Below are 17,024 nucleotides of genomic sequence, written 5' to 3'. Positions count from 1 at the left end.
CTGACGGAAGAGGGCTTTGTCGCCCCTGGCTAGGGTGACGGGCCCGCTGCCGCATCAGTCGCTAGGCTGCGCAGCCCAGTCTTGATGATCAAGGTGCGGCGAGGACGCGAGGGGCCCGGACAGCCGTGCATCGGTCCTCACGGCGAGGAGCGCGACGGCGATCACCGGGTGGAGAATCAGGTCGGCAGTTTCGAACAGCCGGGCGCGCGAGCGACTGGAGGAAGACCGGATGCGGGTCACCATGGCGACCAGTGCGGCCGACCCGGACCGCCCGAACGAGGACTTCGCCGCGGCGCTCCCCCACGCCGTCGTCCTGCTCGACGGCGCCGGCATCCCGGTACACGACAGCTGCTCTCACGGCGTCGCCTGGTACACCCGCCGCCTCGGCGGTGCTCTCGTGACCCATCTCTCCGGAGACGACGGCCGGAGTCTCGCCGCGCTCCTCGCCGCGTCGATCAGCGACGTGAGCCTCGCACACCGCGACACCTGCGATGTCGACAGCCCGCACAGCCCGTCCGCGACGGTGATCGTGTTCAGGTGCCATGGCGATCGGGCGGACTATCTGGTCCTGGCGGACTCCGTGCTCGTGCTGGACCAGGTGGACGGCGGCCCGACCGTCATCTGCGACGACCGGGCCGGGGAGATCGGCGCCCGCTACCGCGCCGCGATGCGCGCGGCGGCGCACGGCACGCCCGAACACGACGGCGCGCATCTCGACTGTGTGGAGGCGGTCCGGGCGCATCGCAACCAGCCGGACGGATTCTGGGTGGCGGCGGCCGATCCCGGGGCCGCCTCGGAGGCGCTCACCGGAAGCCGGCCCGTCCGGGAACTGCGCGGCGTGGCCCTGCTGAGCGACGGCGCCAGCCGGATCGTCGACCGTTTCGGACTCGCCGACTGGCCCGACCTCATCGCTGTTCTCGACGGGGACGGGCCGGGCGAGGTCGTCCGCCGGGTTCGGGCGGCGGAGCGCAGTGACCGGCAGGGGCGGCTCTGGCCGCGCGCCAAGATCTACGACGACGCCACCGTCGCCTACTGCACCGCACTCGCGGAACAGGTCGGCGGCGGGGCAGCAGCACGGACGCCGTGATGGCGTAGCGTCCGGCCTGCTCGGGCAGGCCGGACGCTACGCGGTCATCAAACGGCGACGTCGCTACGGGGTCGGCGACGCGGTCGGGCGGCAGTCGGCCCGCAGCTTCGCGGTCAGGCGGGCGGAGAACTCACGGTCGACGGCCAGCCGCTGCTGGAACGCGCGGACCTGCGCCGGGGTCAACCCGGCGTACGTCGGCGTCGCCCGGTAGTCGTCGGCGAGTGCCTTCGGGTTGTCGTAGACCCTCGACTGCACGCCGCACAGATGCTGCGCCGTGGCCGCGATGAACGACTCGTCGGGGCCTTCCGGCGCGGCCGCGGCGGACGAGGCGGCGACGGGGACCCGTGCGGCGGTCTCCGGCTCGCTCTGCAACGCCACCGCGGAACTGATGGCGGCCACGGCGGCGAGTGCGACGCCGACCAGCACGGGAGCGCGGTACTTCACGGCAGGATCCTTCGCTGGCTCGGGACGGGACGCGGGGGGGTCAGTTGGCGGTGACCGTGACGGTGAGTTTCCCGTCGTAGCTGCCACCGGTGTACGTGGCGTGCACCGGAACCTGGTAGTCGCCGGGAGCCAGGCCGCCGGCATCGAGCCGGACGGAGACGTGGTCCTCACGGGCGACCGGCAGACCGGCGAGGCTCTGCAGCCCCGCGGAGGTCGCGTCCGATGGATAGGTCAACGTGAGCCCCGCCGGCGGGGAGAGGGTGACCCGGAAGTTGTCCAGGCCCGGCTTACGCCCCTGGAACTTGATGTTCACCCAGGTCGGCTTGGTCCTCGGGACGGTGACGGCGGTGGTCCGCTGCGCCACCGCGGCACCGACGACCGGCACGACGGGCAACGTGGCCTCGACCGTCTGCGCGCCCTTGGGCCCCTTGCAGTCGAACTTCGCCGTCTTCAGATCGTCGTCTTTCTTGATCTGCCCCGGCGGCAGTTGCGTGTACGAGACGGCGAGCGTCACCGGCACCGGGCCCCCCGCCGAGGACGGCACCGTCACGTTGAACGCGGTGTAGTCGATGTTGCCGGTCGCGAGCGCGGAGTTGATGTACATGGAGGTGTACGTGCCGGTGTTCGTCGGATAGCTGACCGTCAGACCCGGGCCGGAAACGGTGACCTTCACGTCACAGATGTCCTTGTTGGCGCTCCAGAGCGCGCTGACCCAGCCCTGCTGACCGGGAAGCATGGCGGCCAGGACCGGCACGACCAGGTCAACTCCATCGTCCTTCGCGGCGGCGTGCGCCGAAGACAGCGGTGCGACCGCCACCGCCGCGCCCACCAGCACCACGGCAAGGCGTCGCCGACGACGTGCGCTCATCTGTCCTCCTCGGGTTCAACAGGTCTCTGATCGACCTGCGCGCGCCGAAGATGAGGAGCGGAGCGGACTCAGCTCGGCCGAGTGAGGCCGCTCACCCGTAGTCGCCGGCCAGTTCGGCCAGCATCCCCTCGCAGCTTCGGACGATCACGCGTGCGGCGCGGCGCTGGTCAACGCTCAGCAGCGGATCCTCGGAATGGTCCTGCCAGCGCCCCAGCGCGTCGGCGACCAGTGCCCAGAGCTCGTCCGGGCTGGCCTGATAGTCGACCCCCAACCGGGCGGCGAGGGCCGCGCCACTCCCGCCGATCAGCCGCTGCGCCTCGACCGACAACTCGGCGTCGAGCTTCACCTGGGCATCCTGCAGGGCGGCGAGGAGGCGCAACTCGCGAAACTCGTGGGCGCCGGCGAGAATCTGCTCGACCCGTGCGAGGAGTTGGGCGCTCCCCCGTCGCGGCTCGGCGCGCAGCACCGTTTCCAACCCGGCCAGCGCGGAGCGCGCCTTGAGCACCTCCCCACGGTCGACGAAGTAGCGACCGATGGCTTCCCGCAGCTCGGTGAGGCCGCTGCGGCGCACGAGCTCGGCGGAGATCTTCGCCCGGCTGTCACAGCCGGTGCGGATCAGGGTCGTCGCCATGCGTACCCCGAAGATGCCGAACCGGTCGAGCAGCCCCCGCCGGACCGCGGCATCGACCGACGCGGGGAACGCGCCGCCGACGAAACGGTCCGCGGAGAGGAGATACGGCTCCAGTTCGGCGCGCGACACGACGGCGAGGCTGGCGAGCGCCGCGAAATCCGCCTCGGTCAGCGCCCGCCCGGCGAGGGCCACCAGACCACCGAGCGCCACCACGGCCATGCAGAGGGGACCGACCTGCGGGTCGCGGCGGTGCCGGCGGGCCAGTTGCTTGGCGGTCAGCAACGCGTCGATCCGGCCGCCGCCGACCTCGTCGGCGCGGGAAAGCACGAGGATGACGTTGATCGGGGCGGCGCTCGCCACCACGCCGTCCTGCGCCCAGTGCAGGAACCGCAGATCGCTGGCGCGCCCGTCCCGCGTCAGATAGAGGACGGCGTCCGCGTCGCTGATGATCTTGTCGGTGCTGGTCGTGCGGCCGTCATCCCCCGCCGCCGGCGGAACGGCGGGCGTGTCGACGAGAGTCATGTGCCGCAGCGTGCGGCTCGGCCACTTGACCACGATCTCGTTGACGTACTCCGGCGGACGCCCTGCGAGATCGACCCGCATTCCCCGCGTCGACCGCGTGACCGGCAACTCCTGCACGACACCGCCGGAGGCGTACGCGGTGGCGCGCGGGGCCGCCCCGTCCTCGTACCAGGTGAAGATCTGCCGGCCGTCACCCACCTCGACCGGTGCGACCTCCTCGCCGAGGATCGCGTTGATGAGCGTGGACTTTCCCGACTGCCAGGGACCGGCGACCGCGATCCGCAGCGGCTGCTCGAACCGGGCGAGGTGATGGCGGAGGTGATGGGTCGCGCGCCCGCTGTCTCCGTAGACCTGCAGCGCCTCGTTCATCAGCGTCCACACCGACTCGTCGAGGCGCTCCCCACCGCTCATACCCGGGGTTCCAGTCGCACCCGCGACGCGCCGACGCGTCCCGTCATCAACTCCTGGGCCTGCTCGTAGAGGGCGGCGAGCCGCTTCATCTGCTGTTCGATCTGCCGGTGCCGCTGGTCACGCTCGGCCGCGTCAGCGTCCGCCGCCTGCTTCGCGTTGCGGAACGAGTGGACGATCGCCTCCTGCAACTCCTCCGTCACCGCCGTGAAATGGTCGCGCAGCACCCGCTGCACCTGCCGGGCGGTATCCCGGCAGTCCTTGTTCAGCTTGATGAAGAAGTCGTCGACATGGCGCTGCGACGCGGTCTTGGCCGCCGCCTGCCGCCGTTTGAGTAGGGATCTGCCCTCGTCGTGAATGCTCTTGCCGCCGAAGAGCGCCCCGGCTCCCAGCGAGATCGGGTTGATCAGCGGCATGCCGGCCAGGCTGGTCGCGAGACCGAACATCAGGAGCCCGCCGTAGGAGCCACGAAGACCGGTGACGACCTTCTGTGTCGGGGTGAACCGGTCGATCGCCGGCTTTTCGATGGCGGAGACGCGCTCGGCGAGATCGCGGGGCGTGGTGAGCGACCAGTCCGGCAACGCGTCGTATCCGTAGCCCCGGAAGTTGTCCGCCACCCGCTGGGCGATCCACTCGCAGCGCTGCACCATCCACGCGTAGTTGGCCTCGGCCGCCTCGATGAGATTGCTCTCCAACCAGTCCTGGAAGGTCTCCCAGCCCGGCAGGGGGTCCGCCGTGTCGAAGGCCTCGTCGACCTTGCGCAGAATCTGTCGCGTGCGATCGCGCAGGTCGTACTCGATGTCTGAGACGAGGTCACCGATTTCGTCGTTGAGCGCGTTCTGCCAGCGCGCCGAGCACCGGCGCAGCTCGTCGACCGCCCGCTGCGCCTCGTGCAGCTTCGACATCGGGCCCGACGCGTTCGCACTGGCCTGTGTGGTGAGTTCGGCCCGCAGCGGGGCGGCGAGTTGCTCGATGACGGTGCGCGCGGTCAGCCCGACGCTCCCCGCCGCCAGCACCTCCGACTTGTCGGTCAGGTTGCGGGTCAGGCGTGCGATCAGCTCGGGAAACCCCGACTCGGCGTTGATGGCCCTGTCGTTGCTGCGCGCGGCCTGCAGACGCAGGGTCGCCGAGACGGGAATGAGGGCGGCCGGAATGCCGGCGTTGGCGAGGTGATGCCGGTTGCGTTCGGCGACCGCCCGCCAGTGCGGCGAAAGGTCAATCTTGGTCAGCGCCACGATGACGTGCGGATGCGACTGCACTACGTGCAGGAGCAGATTGAGTTCGGTGACCGAAAGCTCGCGCGTCGCGTCCGACACCATCACCACCACATCGGCCCGCGCGAAGGCCGCGGTGCTGGCGAGGGCGCGCGCCGGGTCCTGGCCGTCGGTGCCGGGAGCGTCGATGAGCACGAGCCCGGAGGCGAGCAACGCCCGCGGAACGCCGATCTCCACGTGTACGGACTCGGCGGCGGGACGGTGCCGCAGCAATGCGCCGAGGCCGGTTGTCACCTGCTCCATCGTCACCGGGATGCGGTCCTCGACCTGGGAGACGCCGGTGGTCGGCCGGCCCGCGACCGGATGTGGGGTGCGGACCAGCACGGCGGAGGGCTCGGCGGCGTGCTGCACCACGGTTGGCAACGCCGCGGCCGGGCCGTCGCCGACCGCACACACGGGCGCGTTGATCAGGGCGTTGACCAGCTGGCTCTTGCCCTGTTTGGGTTCACCGACCAGCAGGACCCGCAGCCTCGGATCCAGCAACTGCGCGCGCTTCTGCCGCAACCGCTCCAGTAGATCGGTGCGGCCGTGGGCCACGCAGAGCTGCGCGGTTTCGTCGAGTACGTCGAGCCAGATCGGCGCCATCACGGCACCAAGTGTGCTCATTTCGGCGCGGTAATCAAGCGGGACGGGGGCCGGCCCGCCCAAGGACGGTCCGACCCCCGATCCGATGCGGAGTCGTCAGACTCAGAGCAGGCCACCGAGCAGGCCGTGGCCCGAGGCGTCGGCGTCACCGTGCAGGCCGAGGCCGCCGGTCACGCCGCCGATGCCCACGCTGTCCAGCGTGCCGCCGACGGTGCCGGTGACGCCACCGACCACGCCGTCCACGCCCAGCCCGTCGACGGTGCCGCCGACGGTGCCCGTGACGCCACCGACCACGCCGTCCACGCCCAGCCCGTCGACGGTGCCGCCGACGGTGCCCGTGACGCCACCGAGGAGGCCGCCGACACCGAGCCCGTCGACCGTGTGGCCGACGGTGCCGAGCGCGCCGCCGGCAACGCCGGTGAGCCCATCGCCGAGCAGGCCGTCGAGCGTGCCGCCGACCTGGCCACCGACCACGCCGTCAACCGTGCCGCTGGCGCCGGCGACAACGCCGTCAACCGTGCCGACCGCGCCGACCACGTCCAGGGTGACCGGGTTGAGCACGCCGGCGTCCAGGGTGTGCGCCACGTCGTTGACGCCGGAGAGCTCAGCGGTCACGCCGTTGGCGCCGACGCCCACGCCGATGCCCGGCAGGACGGACGCGGCGATGCCGCCGGTCGTGTCGAGGCCGACGACGCCCAGGGCGGTCACGTTGACATCCGCGATGCCCGACTGCTGCGTGCCGAGGTTGAGGCCCTGGGTGACGCTGGTCAGCTGACCGATCACGCCCAGCGGGTCGGCGTTGACGGCGCCGAGCCCGAGCCCGTTGTCGCCGAGCACGTCCAGCGAGGTGATGCCCTGCACCGGCGCGTAGTCCATGACGAGCGGGACCACGTCCTGGACGTCGAGCGCGGTGACGTCGCTCAGGCCGGCGGCGTTCAACGCGCCCTCGGGGTCGAGGTCGAACGCGGAGCGGGCGTCGGCGTCGGTGAGCAGGTTGAGAACGAAGTCGTGCAGGGTCTGGGTGGTGTCCATTTTCCCGGGTCTCCTTGGAACAACGTGACAGGGGGGAAGCTGACCGTGCTGTTTCGCGGTGCCGGGATGAACCTATGGGTGGGGGGTCCCCCCGGACATCGGGGACGGGTCCGGGTTCTCCGGCGGCCGGGACTAGGGCATGGATCACCCGGGGCGTTAGGGGCTTAGGGGATCCGATGTGCGGAGATTTAGGGTCCCAGTGGTGGAGCGATCTCTGGTACGAACAGGGGAACCTGAACGGAACTCACCGTAAGGTGCGGCGTGCGCCCGGGTTCCGTCCCGGACAGCGCCTTCTGGTGGCAAAGGATTGGTCGGATGCCCTACGTCCTCGGGATAGATATCGGCAGCACCTGCACGAGTGCTGCGGTCTCCCGGTTTCAGGGCGGGAGCTGGAGCCGGCCGGAGCCCGTCTGGCTCGACGCGCAGTCCTATTTAGTACCGTCGGTCATCCAGATGCTACCCAACGGATCCCTCACTGTGGGTGACCCCCGTCAACACGTAGCGATGATGGATCCGACCCGCATCGCCCGCGGCTTCAGCCGGCGCGTCGGCGACCATGTCCCCTTCGTCATCGGCGGTGAGCCGTGCACCGCCCAGACGCTCACCGCGGTGCTGGCGATGTGGGTCGTCGAACGCGCACTGGCCCAGGAGGCCGCCCACCCCGAGCAGATCGTGCTCAGCCATCCGGCGTCCTGGGGCACCTACCGCAAGGACCTGCTGCGCGAGGCGCTCTGGGGGATCGGGCTGACCAACGTCACGCTGCTACCGGAGCCGGTGACCGCCGCCGAGAGCCACGCGGCCCGCGGCTTCGCCGCCGGCTCGACCGGGCCCCTGGGCGTCTACGCGCTCGGCGGCAACGGTTTCGAAGCGTCCGTGGTCCGTCGGGCCACCCACCACGCCGGCTTCGAGCTGGTCGGCTCGCGCGAGGCCAGCGAACCGCTCGGTGGCGCGGACTTCGACGAGGCGCTCGTCGCACGCGTACGTGCGCGGCTCGGCCGCGAGCTCGACCAGCTCTCCCCCGCCGACCCCCGGACCCGGATGGTCCTGACCGAACTGCGCGACGAGTGCGCGCGGGCCAAGGAGAAACTGTCGGTGGCGGCCGAAGCCGACGTGCTCGTGCAGCTCCCGCACCGGGTGGCACAGGTCTCCGTCGCACGCGCCGAGTTCGAGGAGCTGATCCGGCCGGCGCTACAGGCCACAGTGGAGACGCTGACCCGGGTGGTCGGCTCCTGCGGCCTTCAGCCGGAGGAGCTCGACGGTGTACTGCTGCTCGGCGGCGCGACCCGGATCCCGCTGGTGGCCGAGCTGCTCGCGGCGCGGTTCGCCGGCCCCGTGGCCGTCGAGCCGGACCCGCAGACCACCGCGGCCGCCGGAGCCGCGCTCGCCGCATGCCAGATCCTGTCGGGGCCGACGCAGCCGCGGCCGGACCCGGAGCGGGCGTCGCAGGCGGCGGCGCTCGCGCATCCGGCCGTGCAGCCGCCGAGGCCGCACGACGACCGGAACGGCGGGCCGCGCGTCGAGCCGCCGCCACGGCCACCGGTCAACATCACCCCGCTCAAGCTTCCGCGGATGCGCTCCGCGTCACGACTCATCCCCGGTCGCGTCACGCGGGCGATCCCCGGCAACCCCGACCGCTCGCTCCGGCTCACATGACACCGGTGAGGACCCTGTTGAGTCTCCGAACAGCCACGCAACCCCCGCTCGTCCTGGACACACAGACCGGGGCGCTGCTCGCTGCGGTCGAGGCCGACCCACACGCGCCGATGAGCGTGGGAATTCAGGCCCCCGGCGGCCACGGCAAGACCGTCCTGCTGCGCGCGCTGCACCGGATCTACCGGCAGGCGGGCGTCACGGTCATCGACGGGTGGCAGGACATGACCGGGAGCGTCGGCGACGACTGCGTGCTGCTCATCGATGACGCGCACCTGCTCGACGAGGTCCGCCTGCGCGAACTGCTGCGGCTGGCCGGGTCGGGACGGCCACGGCTCGCGGTCGCCTACCGCCCATGGCCCCGACCCCCGGCGATGGCGGAGCTGACCGCCCTGCTGAAGCGCGACGGGCCGCCGCTGCTGCTCCACCCGTTCAACCAGCAGCGGACCGCCGCCCACCTCAGGCTGCTCGCCGGCGCCGAGGTGCGACCGGGCACCGTCGAGATGGTCCACGCGCAGACCGGAGGCATCCCCCGGTTCGTCGACCGGTTGGCGAGGGCGCTGCTCGCGCCGGAGGGCGCGGTGCCGGATGGCGCCCCGCCCGGCCAGGTGAACCCCGGTCAGCTACCCCAGTCCGCCGTCCTGCCGTTCGCGTCCGACCTGGACGCCCTCGATCTCGAACTCCGACGGCTGCTGCTGGCCGCCGCCGCCGACGTGGACCTCCCCCTCGACCTGCTCGGTTCGCTGCTGTCGCCCGACCCGCACGCGGTGGACGCTCTGCTGACCGCGGCACGGGCCACCGGTCTGCTCGGGCCGGACGACCGGCTCCCCCCGATCGCCAAGCGGGCGGTCGCCACGCTCAGTCCCGCCACCCAGCGCGTCGCGGTGTGGCAACAGTTGGCGCAGTTCCAACTCCAGCGCGGCGCCGCCGTGCTCCCGCTGGTGCGTCCGCTTCTCGGTTTCGGGATCGCGGGCGACTCGCTGGCCGCGGTCTTCGAGGCCGCCGCCGACGAGGCGCTGGCCGGCGAGCCCGCCCTCGCGGCCGAGCTCTTCGCGGCCGCGGCCGCCGCCGGCCGACCGACCATCGCCCGCCAGGCCCGGGCAACCGCCCTCGCCGGCGATCTCGATGCCGCGCTGCGGCTGGCGGACCGCGTGGTCGCCACGGAGGGCTCACCGGACCGGGCGGAGGGAGCGGCCGTCGCCGCGACCGCTCTCGCCCACCGCGGCCACCTCGCGCGCAGCGCCGAGCTCTACCGCTGGTCGGGCAGCGCTTCTTCCCTCGTCTTCGGGGCGATCGGATCGCTGGGGACGGGGCACTCCGAGGAGCTCACGCAGCTTCTGCGGAATCCGCCGGCCGATGGACCGCCCACCCTGCTCGCCAGCGCGGCGCTGTTGATGGGGCGCGGCGTACGGGAGAGCCTCTCCGGCTCGGCGACGGCGGCGCTCTCCACCCTGGTGCAGGCGGCGGCGCTGCTGGAGCCGGCCGCGCAGGCGGTGCTCCTACCGGACAGCCCGGCGGCGCTCGCCGCGCTCGTGGCCGTCCACTCCGGCGAGTTGGAGATCGGCGAGTCGGTGCTCGACCGGGCGGTGTCGGCCCGGACGGGGGGGCCGCTGATGTCGCGTCGGCACCGTCTCCTCCACGCCTGGACCCTCATGGTGCGGGGCCGGACCGCCGCGGCGACGCAGTCGCTGGCCCGGGCCGCCGCCGGCGGCGGCCCGCTCGAACCCCGCGACCTCCTCTTCGCCACCGCCCTGGAGGTCGGCATCGCCCGGCGCAACAGCGACCTGGCCGCGTTGCACCGCAGTTGGGCGCATGCCCGCGAGGCACTCGTCCGGCATCCTGTCGACCTGTTCACGTTGCTGCCGCTGGGTGAGTTCGCCATCGCGGCCGCGCGCCTCGGCGAACAGGCCCGGCTCGGCATCCACGTGCAGGAGGCGCGCCTCCTCCTCGACCGGCTGGGCAATCCCGCGCTGTGGGCCACCCCCCTGCACTGGAGTGGCCTGCACGCGGCGATCCTCGCCGAGGAACCGGACGTCGCGGACGAACACGTCGCGGCCCTGGTCGCCACCGCCGGCCATACCCGGTACGGCTCCGTGATGGCCGCCGCCGCCGAGAGCTGGGTGGAGGTGCTGCGCGGGGTCGTGGATCCGGCGCGGGTCGAGGCCGCCGCGCGCGGGCTGCACGACGCCGGGCTGTGGTGGGACGGCGCCCGCCTCGCGGGACAGGCGGCGATCCGCACCTCCGACCGGCGCGCCATGACCACGCTGCTGGACTGCGCACGGCTGCTCCAGGGCAGACCCGCGAGCCACAAGGGCGGGGCGGCCCAGCCGGACGCGCTCGTCGAGGAGGTGGCCGAGGCCTCGCCCGCAGCGAACGAGGGACGGCTGAGCGACCGCGAGCAGGAGGTGGCGGACCTCGTCCTTGCCGGACTGACGTACAAACAGATCGGTGACCGGCTCTTCATCTCCGCCAAGACGGTGGAGCACCATGTGGCCCGGATGCGGCAGCGGCTGGGCTGTGGCAGCCGGAGCGAACTGCTCGCCCGACTCCGGGCCATGGCTGCCGACCGCGCCGGCGACGACCCGCTCCGCCCGCCCTGGCCCCGACGTCCCACGGAGTGACCCCCGCACCACGCGCACATACCGCACCGCACCGCAACGCCCCGCCCCGCGACGACGGCAGAAAGAGGACGACAGGTGCCGCTTCCGACGGTCACGACCGACAACCTCGCACAGTTACTCGAAGAGCTGGTCGCGCGGGTGAGAGAGGCCGAGCACGCGGTGGCGCTCTCCCCCGACGGGCTGCTGCTCGCGGCGACGAGCGGAGTCGACGAGGAGATAGCGGAGCAGCTCTCCACCGTCGCGGCCGGGCTCCGGGCGCTGGCCGTGGCGGCCGGCGAGCATTCCGGCAGCGGCGCGGTACGCCAGATCATCGTCGAGATGGGCAGCGCGTTCCTGTTCATCGCGGCGACGCGGGGCGGCGCCATCCTCGCCGTGCTCTTCGCCGGGGACTCGGAGGTCGCCGCCATCGCGTACGAGGTCGCGCTCTTCGCCGGACGCCTCGACCTCCATCTCCCCCCGTTCCCCGATCCCGCGCCCGCTGCGGTCACGGCCGGGTGATGGGTGGTGGCGCCGTCGGAGGAGGGTGGTCGGTACGGCGAGACCGGGCCGATCGTGCGGCCGTACCTGATGACCCGCGGGCGGACGGAACCGGCGCGGGGCGAGTTCGATCTGATCACCTTGGTGATGGCCCGGCCCGCGACGCAGACCGGGCGCCCGGCGACGCTCTCGCCGGAGCAGGTCGAGATCGTGGCCTGCTGCGAAGAGCCGCTATCGGTCGCGGAGATCGCCGCTCAGCTGGATCTACCGCTGGGCACCGTGCGGGTCCTCCTCGGTGATCTGCTCGAGGCGGAACTCATCGACACTCACCAGCCGCTGGCCGTGGCCGACGCACCGCCGGGCGCGATTCTCCAGGCGGTGCTCGTCGGACTGCGCGCACTGTGATGACCTTCCCTGGCAAGCCCGCGAAAGGACCCTTCGTGACCCGGTTCCGGCAGCGCCCCCGGCGGACCACGGCGGTGGTTCTCCTCGACCTAACCACCCGTTCGCTGACCGCGCTCCGCGCCGCCGTGCGCTGGCCTCTGCCGCGCCGCACGCTCGGCGCCGTCGTCGCGGCGACGCTCGCGGTGCTGGTCGGAGCGGCGACGCTCGCGGTGGTGCTGCTGCCCGGGCCGCCAGCGAACACGCCTTCGGCCCGGCAGGGAGCGCCGGAAGCGGCACGGGAGGCGACTCCCCATCCGGGCAGCCCGGGCATCGACGCCGGCGCGGCCTCGCCCGTATCGCTGGCCGCGCCCGGCCCGGGTCCCTCGAGCGGGACGCCGACCCGGCCGGTAGTGCGGCCGGCGCCGACGCCGCTGCCGCTCGCGGCCCAGTACGCCACAGTGGACACCGCGCTGCTCAGCTACGGGGCGTCGGTCATCATCACCAACCCTGGTCCCGTACCGGTCTCCGGTTGGACGCTGGTGGTCACCCTGCCGGGGCGGACGCTCACCGTCAGCGAGGTCTCCGGGGCGCGGGCGAGCCAGTCCGACGCGGTCTGGACCTTCATCCCGGAGCCGGAAACCCGGCAGGTGGCGGCCGGCGGAGCGGTCGAGGTGCGGTTCCGCGTCAACGGCTCCCTGCTCAGTGCGGCGCCGACGGGATGCGCGCTCGACGGCCGGCCCTGCGCGGTCACACCGCGCTGACGGCCGTCAGGCGGGCCGCCGCAGCACGACCCGGTGGACCGTGCTCAACACGAGCGCCATCATCAGGCCGGCCGCGCCGGTGATCCATGCGGCGCCGCCCACGTACGCGACGAGGAGCTTCTGCCGGCCGAGTTCGTCCGGGGGCGTCGACAGCACCTGGTCGGTCATGGCGAGGGCGACCGCGGCCACCGCCAGCAACACGACCCCGGTGATCGCGAGCGCGGTCATCGCGAAGCGGTGCGCGGGCCCCGGCTCCATGTCGGTGTCGCGACGCCGGGTCAGCACGAGGATGAACCCGGCGATCGCCGCCCACGCCCCGACGATGAGCGTTGACGCGACCGCGTCGCTGGGCCGGTGCCACCCGGCCGAGAGGGTGGCGACGCCGGCGAGCGCGGCGTAGGCGGCGCCGATGATCGCGGCCACTCCCCGGAACCGCGCGGGGACCACCAGGACCAGCGCCACCGCGACCGCCGCGGCGATCGTGGTGTGTCCACTGGGGAGGCTGTTGCCGGCAGCGGCGCGTTCCGGGTCGACCCCGAGGTCCGGCCGGGTGGTGGCGTATTTGACGAGCTGCGTGGTCAGATTGGCGCCGATGATGAGCGTGGCCGCCATCATCGCCAGCATGATCCGGCGGCGGATCAGCGCGATGAAGACGATGACCGCGGTGGCGATCGCCAGCGACGCGACCGACATGGCGTTGAGCACCGTGTCCGTCACCCCGTCGACGCGGTCGCGACCGATGCTGTTGCCCTCCAGGCCGACCGTATCGATGAGCTGTCCATGGCTGGTGTGCACAAAAAAACGCCATACCTGAATGAATGCCGCTACCTGCACGGCAGTCAGGAAGAGCAGAAACGCCGCTACGTATCCGGTTGTCCTACCTCGCATGCGCGGCAACGTACCCCTCCGCCCTCGTGCGGAACCACGGGGGTTTGACCGGGTCCGCGCCGACGTCCGGAAGGGGCCCATCGCGTGCCGCGGTGGACCCCTTCCGGACGAGGTGAGGTGGCTACCGGGTTGACGCGATCGAACGCGACGTGATCGTCACCACAGACCGGAAGCCCAGTTCCACGCGCTCACCACCCACTCGGTCTGCTGCAGGTAGGCCACGCCGACCGCGACCAGGAACGCCCCGGTGACGAGGTGTGACCCACGGGCGGTGCGCCGCACCCGGTGCAGCTGCCGCTCGAGCACCACCCGCCCGACCATGCGGCAGAGCGCGAACAGGCCGACGGCGACGAAGAGACTGAGCAGGAAGGCGAGGACGGGGCTGGTGAGATTACCGCGCGCGGAGATGGCCCAGATGCCCCAGCAGACAAAGGCGAAGAGCCCACCGGCGCCGCTCCACTCGCCACCGCGGCGCAACTGCGCCAGGTGGTGGCCCACCGGCAGTCGCGGCTGCGACTCCATCGCGTCCGGCCAGCCCGTGCCGGTCGTCTCGTGGGGGGCGTCGAAAGCCGCGGTGGGCGGTTCGCCCCGTTGGCCGACCTGCGCGACACCGCGATGGAAGCCGCCGTGCTGCGGCGGCGTCTCCACGGTCCGCTCGGCCCAGGACTGCGTCTGGTCTGCCATGTTCCCTCCCCGCGGCAGCGGCGTGAACCCGCGCCATTCAACCGCTCCATTCTGACATTGACGTTCTCTCCGCCCTAAACGACGGAGGTTTCTCCACGCTGCGCGTGGAACGGCGCACAGCGTCCACGCGGATTCCTGCTTCCGGGGCTGCGCCGGCACGGATGCCGGTCTTACCTGCGCTCCACAGGCGTTCAGGCTCACCCAGCGCCCCTGGGCGAGCATGTTGTGTGCCGCGTTGAGTCGGCCGCACGCCGAGCACGTCTGCGACGTGGGCGCGAACCGGTCGATGCAGGCGAAGGTGCGCCCATACCGGGCGACTTGTACTCCAACATCGCGGTGAAACCGGCCCAGCCCGCGTCGTACACGGACTTCACGAGCCTCGTGCGGCCGAGACGGAGCACGCCGCAACCTTTGTACCGGCCGAGAATACCGCGAAGCGTGTCAAACCCGGATCGATACCCGCCGGCACGCGGTGTATCGGGAGGGTCGGGTGGCCGGAGCGGTACGGTCGGCACATGGCGGATCCCGAACGGCGGCGGCGCCGGCTGCGGCACTCTCCCCCGGCCGGCGCGCCGAGGGGTGCGGACGACTCCGCCAACGGCCGCTCGGCGGTGACCGGCGAGGTGCAGGATCCCGAGCCGGTGGCCCCTGCGTCGCGGCGGGGCGGCGGGACGGGTGGCTCCGCGGAGGACCGGGAAACCGAGCGCGGCCTGCGCGGCCTGGTCGGCTCCGGGGCATCCCAGGTGAGCGTCACGGCCGCGCTCCGGGCCCGCGACGCCACCCGGCCCAGCGACGACGACCTGGCCGCGGCGGAGGAACGACTGGTGATCGTCCGCCGGAACTGGGTGCCGCGCGAGGACGTTCCCCGCAGCGGTCGCTGACCCCATCTGGCAAGATCCGCGTGATCAGGGGAACAACTAGCGCCTGCCGGCGAGCCGCTCCCCTGATCACGCGGATCTCGCGGGCCGTCACGGAAGCGGCGGAAGATCCCCGGACTGCTCGTACGCGGTCAGCTGGGAGATCCGCCGGGCGTGCCGCTCGCCGGCGGAGAACGGGGCGGTCAGGAACGCCTCGACGATCGCGGTCGCCTCGTCGAGCGTGTGCTGCCGGGCCCCGACACCGACCACGTTCGCGTCGTTGTGCTCGCGGGCCAACTGCGCCGTCTCCACGCTCCAGGCCAGCGCCGCGCGCACCCCGGCGACCTTGTTCGCCGCGATCTGCTCACCGTTGCCCGAACCGCCGATCACCACACCGAGGCTGCCCGCATCGGCCACCACCCGGCTCCCCGTGTGGAGGCAGAAGACCGGGTAGTCGTCGTCGGGGTCGAAGACGTGCGGCCCGACGTCGATCACCTCGTACCCCTGCTTGGCCAGGTGGTTGACGAGGTGCACCTTCAGCTCGTAGCCGGCGTGGTCGGCTCCCAGGTAGACGCGCATACCGCGCAGTCTTTCAGCTCACGGTGGGGCGGCGCCGGGGGGACGCGCCGCACCGGATCACGTCACACGCGATCAGGAGAGCTGGGCGAGGACCAGACCGCCCCGCGCCTTGGGGGTGAACCACGTGCTCTTGCGCGGCATCTTCTGCCGGGCGAGGTTGACCGCGACGAAGTCGTCGACGGTCACCGGCGCGATCAGGATCGCCAGCTCCGCCCGGCCCGCGTCGACCTCGCCGGCCAACCACGACGCCGGGTAGTCCCCACCGACGTACGTGATCCGCTTGTCGCCGGGGTCGAGCCCCAGGGCGTCACGCAACAGCACCCGCTCGACGACCGCGTGGTCGAGGTTCTCCACCCCGCCCCCCCCGCCGGTCGGCAGCGTGACCGCATAGGTCTGGCCCGCCGCGTACAGCTGGACGCTGCCGCCGGTCACGGGCACGGCCGGGGCGTCGGCGACCGGCTCGACCAGCGCGCCGGCCGCCTCCAACCGGGCAATCAGCTCGGCCGGCGTGGCGGTCAACTCGCTGACCAGCCGGTTGTAGGGCTGGATGGCCACCGACGCCGGGGTGGTGATCACGGCGAGGAAACGCGGCAGCCCGCCGGTCTGGGCAGCGAGGCTGCGGTGGTTGCCGTCCGCGACCACCAGCTCGCCGCCGCCGGCCAGTGCCCGCAGCTCGTCCTGCCGCGCGCCCGGGCCCAGCAGCCAGATGGCATGCGTGCGCCCGGCCTGGTCCGTGTCGGTCGCGGCCGGCACGCCGGCGTCGTCGCACGCCGCGGCGAGCGCCGCGTGCAGGGCATCGCCGTGGGCGGTCTGCAGCAGGAGTACCGGCGAGAGCAGATGCCCCACCGCCTCCGCCAACGCGACCCGCTCCCGGACCTTCTCGATGAAGACGTCCTCGTTGCGGATCACCAGGCCGGGCTCGTCGGCGCTGGTCGAGATCTGATCGGTGTCGACCAGCGCGAACATGCCGTACGCCGCCGCCTCGCTGGCCGGCTCCGTGATCCGGTAGAGGACCACCACCTGCTCGGCGGGGGTGTAGCTGCCGTCGGCCTTCGCCTCGGCGAGCCGGGTGGCGGCGTCGGACAGGGAGTGCAGGAAGGACCGACCGACGCTGTCGGGCGCCCGGTGCGGCATCTCGATGGCGAGCGCGCTGCGCGGGTTCGCCTCGATGATCGCGGTGATCTCCGCGTCGTTGGCGAACTCGTCGTAGTTCTGCGCGCCCGTCTCGCCGGTGGTGATCCAGGCTCGGGTGATCGGGTGGACGACCGTCAT

The 17,024-nt window shown here is 72.3% G+C and carries 16 protein-coding genes; 7 read left to right on the top strand and 9 right to left on the bottom strand.

Features of this window, described 5'->3' with window-relative positions; genetic code table 11:
• Positions 1-229 precede the first annotated feature (229 nt).
• Complete coding sequence (locus AB0J06_RS21785; protein ID WP_357430783.1) at positions 230-1,087, top strand: protein phosphatase 2C domain-containing protein; 858 nt, start codon at positions 230-232, stop codon at positions 1,085-1,087.
• Positions 1,088-1,150: 63 nt separating this feature from the next.
• On the opposite strand, the gene AB0J06_RS21780 is transcribed toward AB0J06_RS21785, so the two are convergent.
• From AB0J06_RS21780 to AB0J06_RS21760, 5 genes are all read right to left on the bottom strand, one after another.
• The gene (locus AB0J06_RS21780; protein WP_357430782.1) at positions 1,151-1,531 is read right to left on the bottom strand and encodes a hypothetical protein; all 381 of its coding nucleotides are present in this window, start codon (positions 1,529-1,531) and stop codon (positions 1,151-1,153) included.
• Positions 1,532-1,571: 40 nt separating this feature from the next.
• The gene (locus tag AB0J06_RS21775) at positions 1,572-2,399 is read right to left on the bottom strand and encodes a hypothetical protein (RefSeq protein WP_357430781.1); all 828 of its coding nucleotides are present in this window, start codon (positions 2,397-2,399) and stop codon (positions 1,572-1,574) included.
• 91 nt (positions 2,400-2,490) lie between these two features.
• Positions 2,491-3,963: a GTP-binding protein gene (locus AB0J06_RS21770; RefSeq protein ID WP_357430780.1), complete on the bottom strand. Its 1,473-nt coding sequence runs from the start codon at positions 3,961-3,963 to the stop codon at positions 2,491-2,493.
• Entirely contained in the window at positions 3,960-5,840 is a 1,881-nt protein-coding gene (locus AB0J06_RS21765; protein WP_357430779.1) for a dynamin family protein, read from the bottom strand. Before AB0J06_RS21765 ends, AB0J06_RS21770 begins: the two co-directional genes overlap by 4 nt.
• 81 nt (positions 5,841-5,921) lie before the next feature.
• Positions 5,922-6,851, bottom strand: coding sequence for an IniB N-terminal domain-containing protein (locus AB0J06_RS21760; RefSeq protein WP_357430778.1), 930 nt, complete (start codon positions 6,849-6,851; stop codon positions 5,922-5,924).
• A 504-nt stretch (positions 6,852-7,355) separates the two neighbouring features.
• On the opposite strand from AB0J06_RS21760, the gene AB0J06_RS21755 reads away from it, so the two are divergent.
• The 5 genes from AB0J06_RS21755 to AB0J06_RS21735 all read left to right on the top strand — a co-directional run bounded on the left by AB0J06_RS21755 (position 7,356) and on the right by AB0J06_RS21735 (position 12,744).
• The gene (locus AB0J06_RS21755) at positions 7,356-8,504 is read left to right on the top strand and encodes an Hsp70 family protein (protein WP_357430777.1); all 1,149 of its coding nucleotides are present in this window, start codon (positions 7,356-7,358) and stop codon (positions 8,502-8,504) included.
• Between the two features lie 17 nt (positions 8,505-8,521).
• Entirely contained in the window at positions 8,522-11,122 is a 2,601-nt protein-coding gene (locus tag AB0J06_RS21750) for a helix-turn-helix transcriptional regulator (RefSeq protein WP_357430776.1), read from the top strand.
• A gap of 75 nt (positions 11,123-11,197) precedes the next feature.
• A complete protein-coding gene (locus AB0J06_RS21745) occupies positions 11,198-11,620 on the top strand; it encodes a roadblock/LC7 domain-containing protein (protein WP_357430775.1) in 423 nt (140 codons plus the stop codon).
• Positions 11,621-11,626: 6 nt separating this feature from the next.
• The gene (locus tag AB0J06_RS21740) at positions 11,627-12,004 is read left to right on the top strand and encodes a DUF742 domain-containing protein (protein WP_357430774.1); all 378 of its coding nucleotides are present in this window, start codon (positions 11,627-11,629) and stop codon (positions 12,002-12,004) included.
• Between the two features lie 35 nt (positions 12,005-12,039).
• Entirely contained in the window at positions 12,040-12,744 is a 705-nt protein-coding gene (locus tag AB0J06_RS21735; RefSeq protein WP_357430773.1) for a cellulose binding domain-containing protein, read from the top strand.
• 6 nt (positions 12,745-12,750) lie between these two features.
• On the opposite strand, the gene AB0J06_RS21730 is transcribed toward AB0J06_RS21735, so the two are convergent.
• The gene (locus AB0J06_RS21730; protein WP_357430772.1) at positions 12,751-13,632 is read right to left on the bottom strand and encodes a phosphatase PAP2 family protein; all 882 of its coding nucleotides are present in this window, start codon (positions 13,630-13,632) and stop codon (positions 12,751-12,753) included.
• A 156-nt stretch (positions 13,633-13,788) separates the two neighbouring features.
• A complete protein-coding gene (locus AB0J06_RS21725) occupies positions 13,789-14,316 on the bottom strand; it encodes a hypothetical protein (protein ID WP_357430771.1) in 528 nt (175 codons plus the stop codon).
• A gap of 515 nt (positions 14,317-14,831) precedes the next feature.
• Here AB0J06_RS21725 and AB0J06_RS21720 point away from each other — a divergent pair.
• Positions 14,832-15,197, top strand: coding sequence for a hypothetical protein (locus tag AB0J06_RS21720; RefSeq protein WP_357430770.1), 366 nt, complete (start codon positions 14,832-14,834; stop codon positions 15,195-15,197).
• 87 nt (positions 15,198-15,284) lie between these two features.
• Here AB0J06_RS21720 and AB0J06_RS21715 read toward each other — a convergent pair whose 3' ends face one another.
• The gene (locus AB0J06_RS21715; RefSeq protein ID WP_357430769.1) at positions 15,285-15,752 is read right to left on the bottom strand and encodes a ribose-5-phosphate isomerase; all 468 of its coding nucleotides are present in this window, start codon (positions 15,750-15,752) and stop codon (positions 15,285-15,287) included.
• Between the two features lie 72 nt (positions 15,753-15,824).
• Entirely contained in the window at positions 15,825-17,024 is a 1,200-nt protein-coding gene (locus AB0J06_RS21710; RefSeq protein ID WP_357430768.1) for a DUF1015 family protein, read from the bottom strand.

Source organism: Micromonospora sp. NPDC049679 (genome assembly GCF_040659735.1).
GTDB lineage: Bacteria > Actinomycetota > Actinomycetes > Mycobacteriales > Micromonosporaceae > Micromonospora_I.
Note: the sequence above shows the minus strand (reverse complement) of the source record. Positions and strands in the feature narration are given on the sequence as shown.

What these genes read in the sequence shown, in the direction of transcription:
- AB0J06_RS21785 (WP_357430783.1), top strand. Translation starts at nt 230, where the DNA reads ATGCGGGTCACCATGGCGACCAGTGCGGCCGACCCGGACCGCCCGAAC.
- AB0J06_RS21775 (WP_357430781.1), bottom strand. Translation starts at nt 2,399, where the DNA reads ATGAGCGCACGTCGTCGGCGACGCCTTGCCGTGGTGCTGGTGGGCGCG.
- AB0J06_RS21770 (WP_357430780.1), bottom strand. Translation starts at nt 3,963, where the DNA reads ATGAGCGGTGGGGAGCGCCTCGACGAGTCGGTGTGGACGCTGATGAAC.
- AB0J06_RS21765 (WP_357430779.1), bottom strand. Translation starts at nt 5,840, where the DNA reads ATGAGCACACTTGGTGCCGTGATGGCGCCGATCTGGCTCGACGTACTC.
- AB0J06_RS21760 (WP_357430778.1), bottom strand. Translation starts at nt 6,851, where the DNA reads ATGGACACCACCCAGACCCTGCACGACTTCGTTCTCAACCTGCTCACC.
- AB0J06_RS21755 (WP_357430777.1), top strand. Translation starts at nt 7,356, where the DNA reads ATGATGGATCCGACCCGCATCGCCCGCGGCTTCAGCCGGCGCGTCGGC.
- AB0J06_RS21730 (WP_357430772.1), bottom strand. Translation starts at nt 13,632, where the DNA reads ATGCGAGGTAGGACAACCGGATACGTAGCGGCGTTTCTGCTCTTCCTG.
- AB0J06_RS21725 (WP_357430771.1), bottom strand. Translation starts at nt 14,316, where the DNA reads ATGGCAGACCAGACGCAGTCCTGGGCCGAGCGGACCGTGGAGACGCCG.
- AB0J06_RS21720 (WP_357430770.1), top strand. Translation starts at nt 14,832, where the DNA reads ATGGCGGATCCCGAACGGCGGCGGCGCCGGCTGCGGCACTCTCCCCCG.
- AB0J06_RS21715 (WP_357430769.1), bottom strand. Translation starts at nt 15,752, where the DNA reads ATGCGCGTCTACCTGGGAGCCGACCACGCCGGCTACGAGCTGAAGGTG.
- AB0J06_RS21710 (WP_357430768.1), bottom strand. Translation starts at nt 17,024, where the DNA reads ATGACGGTCGTCCACCCGATCACCCGAGCCTGGATCACCACCGGCGAG.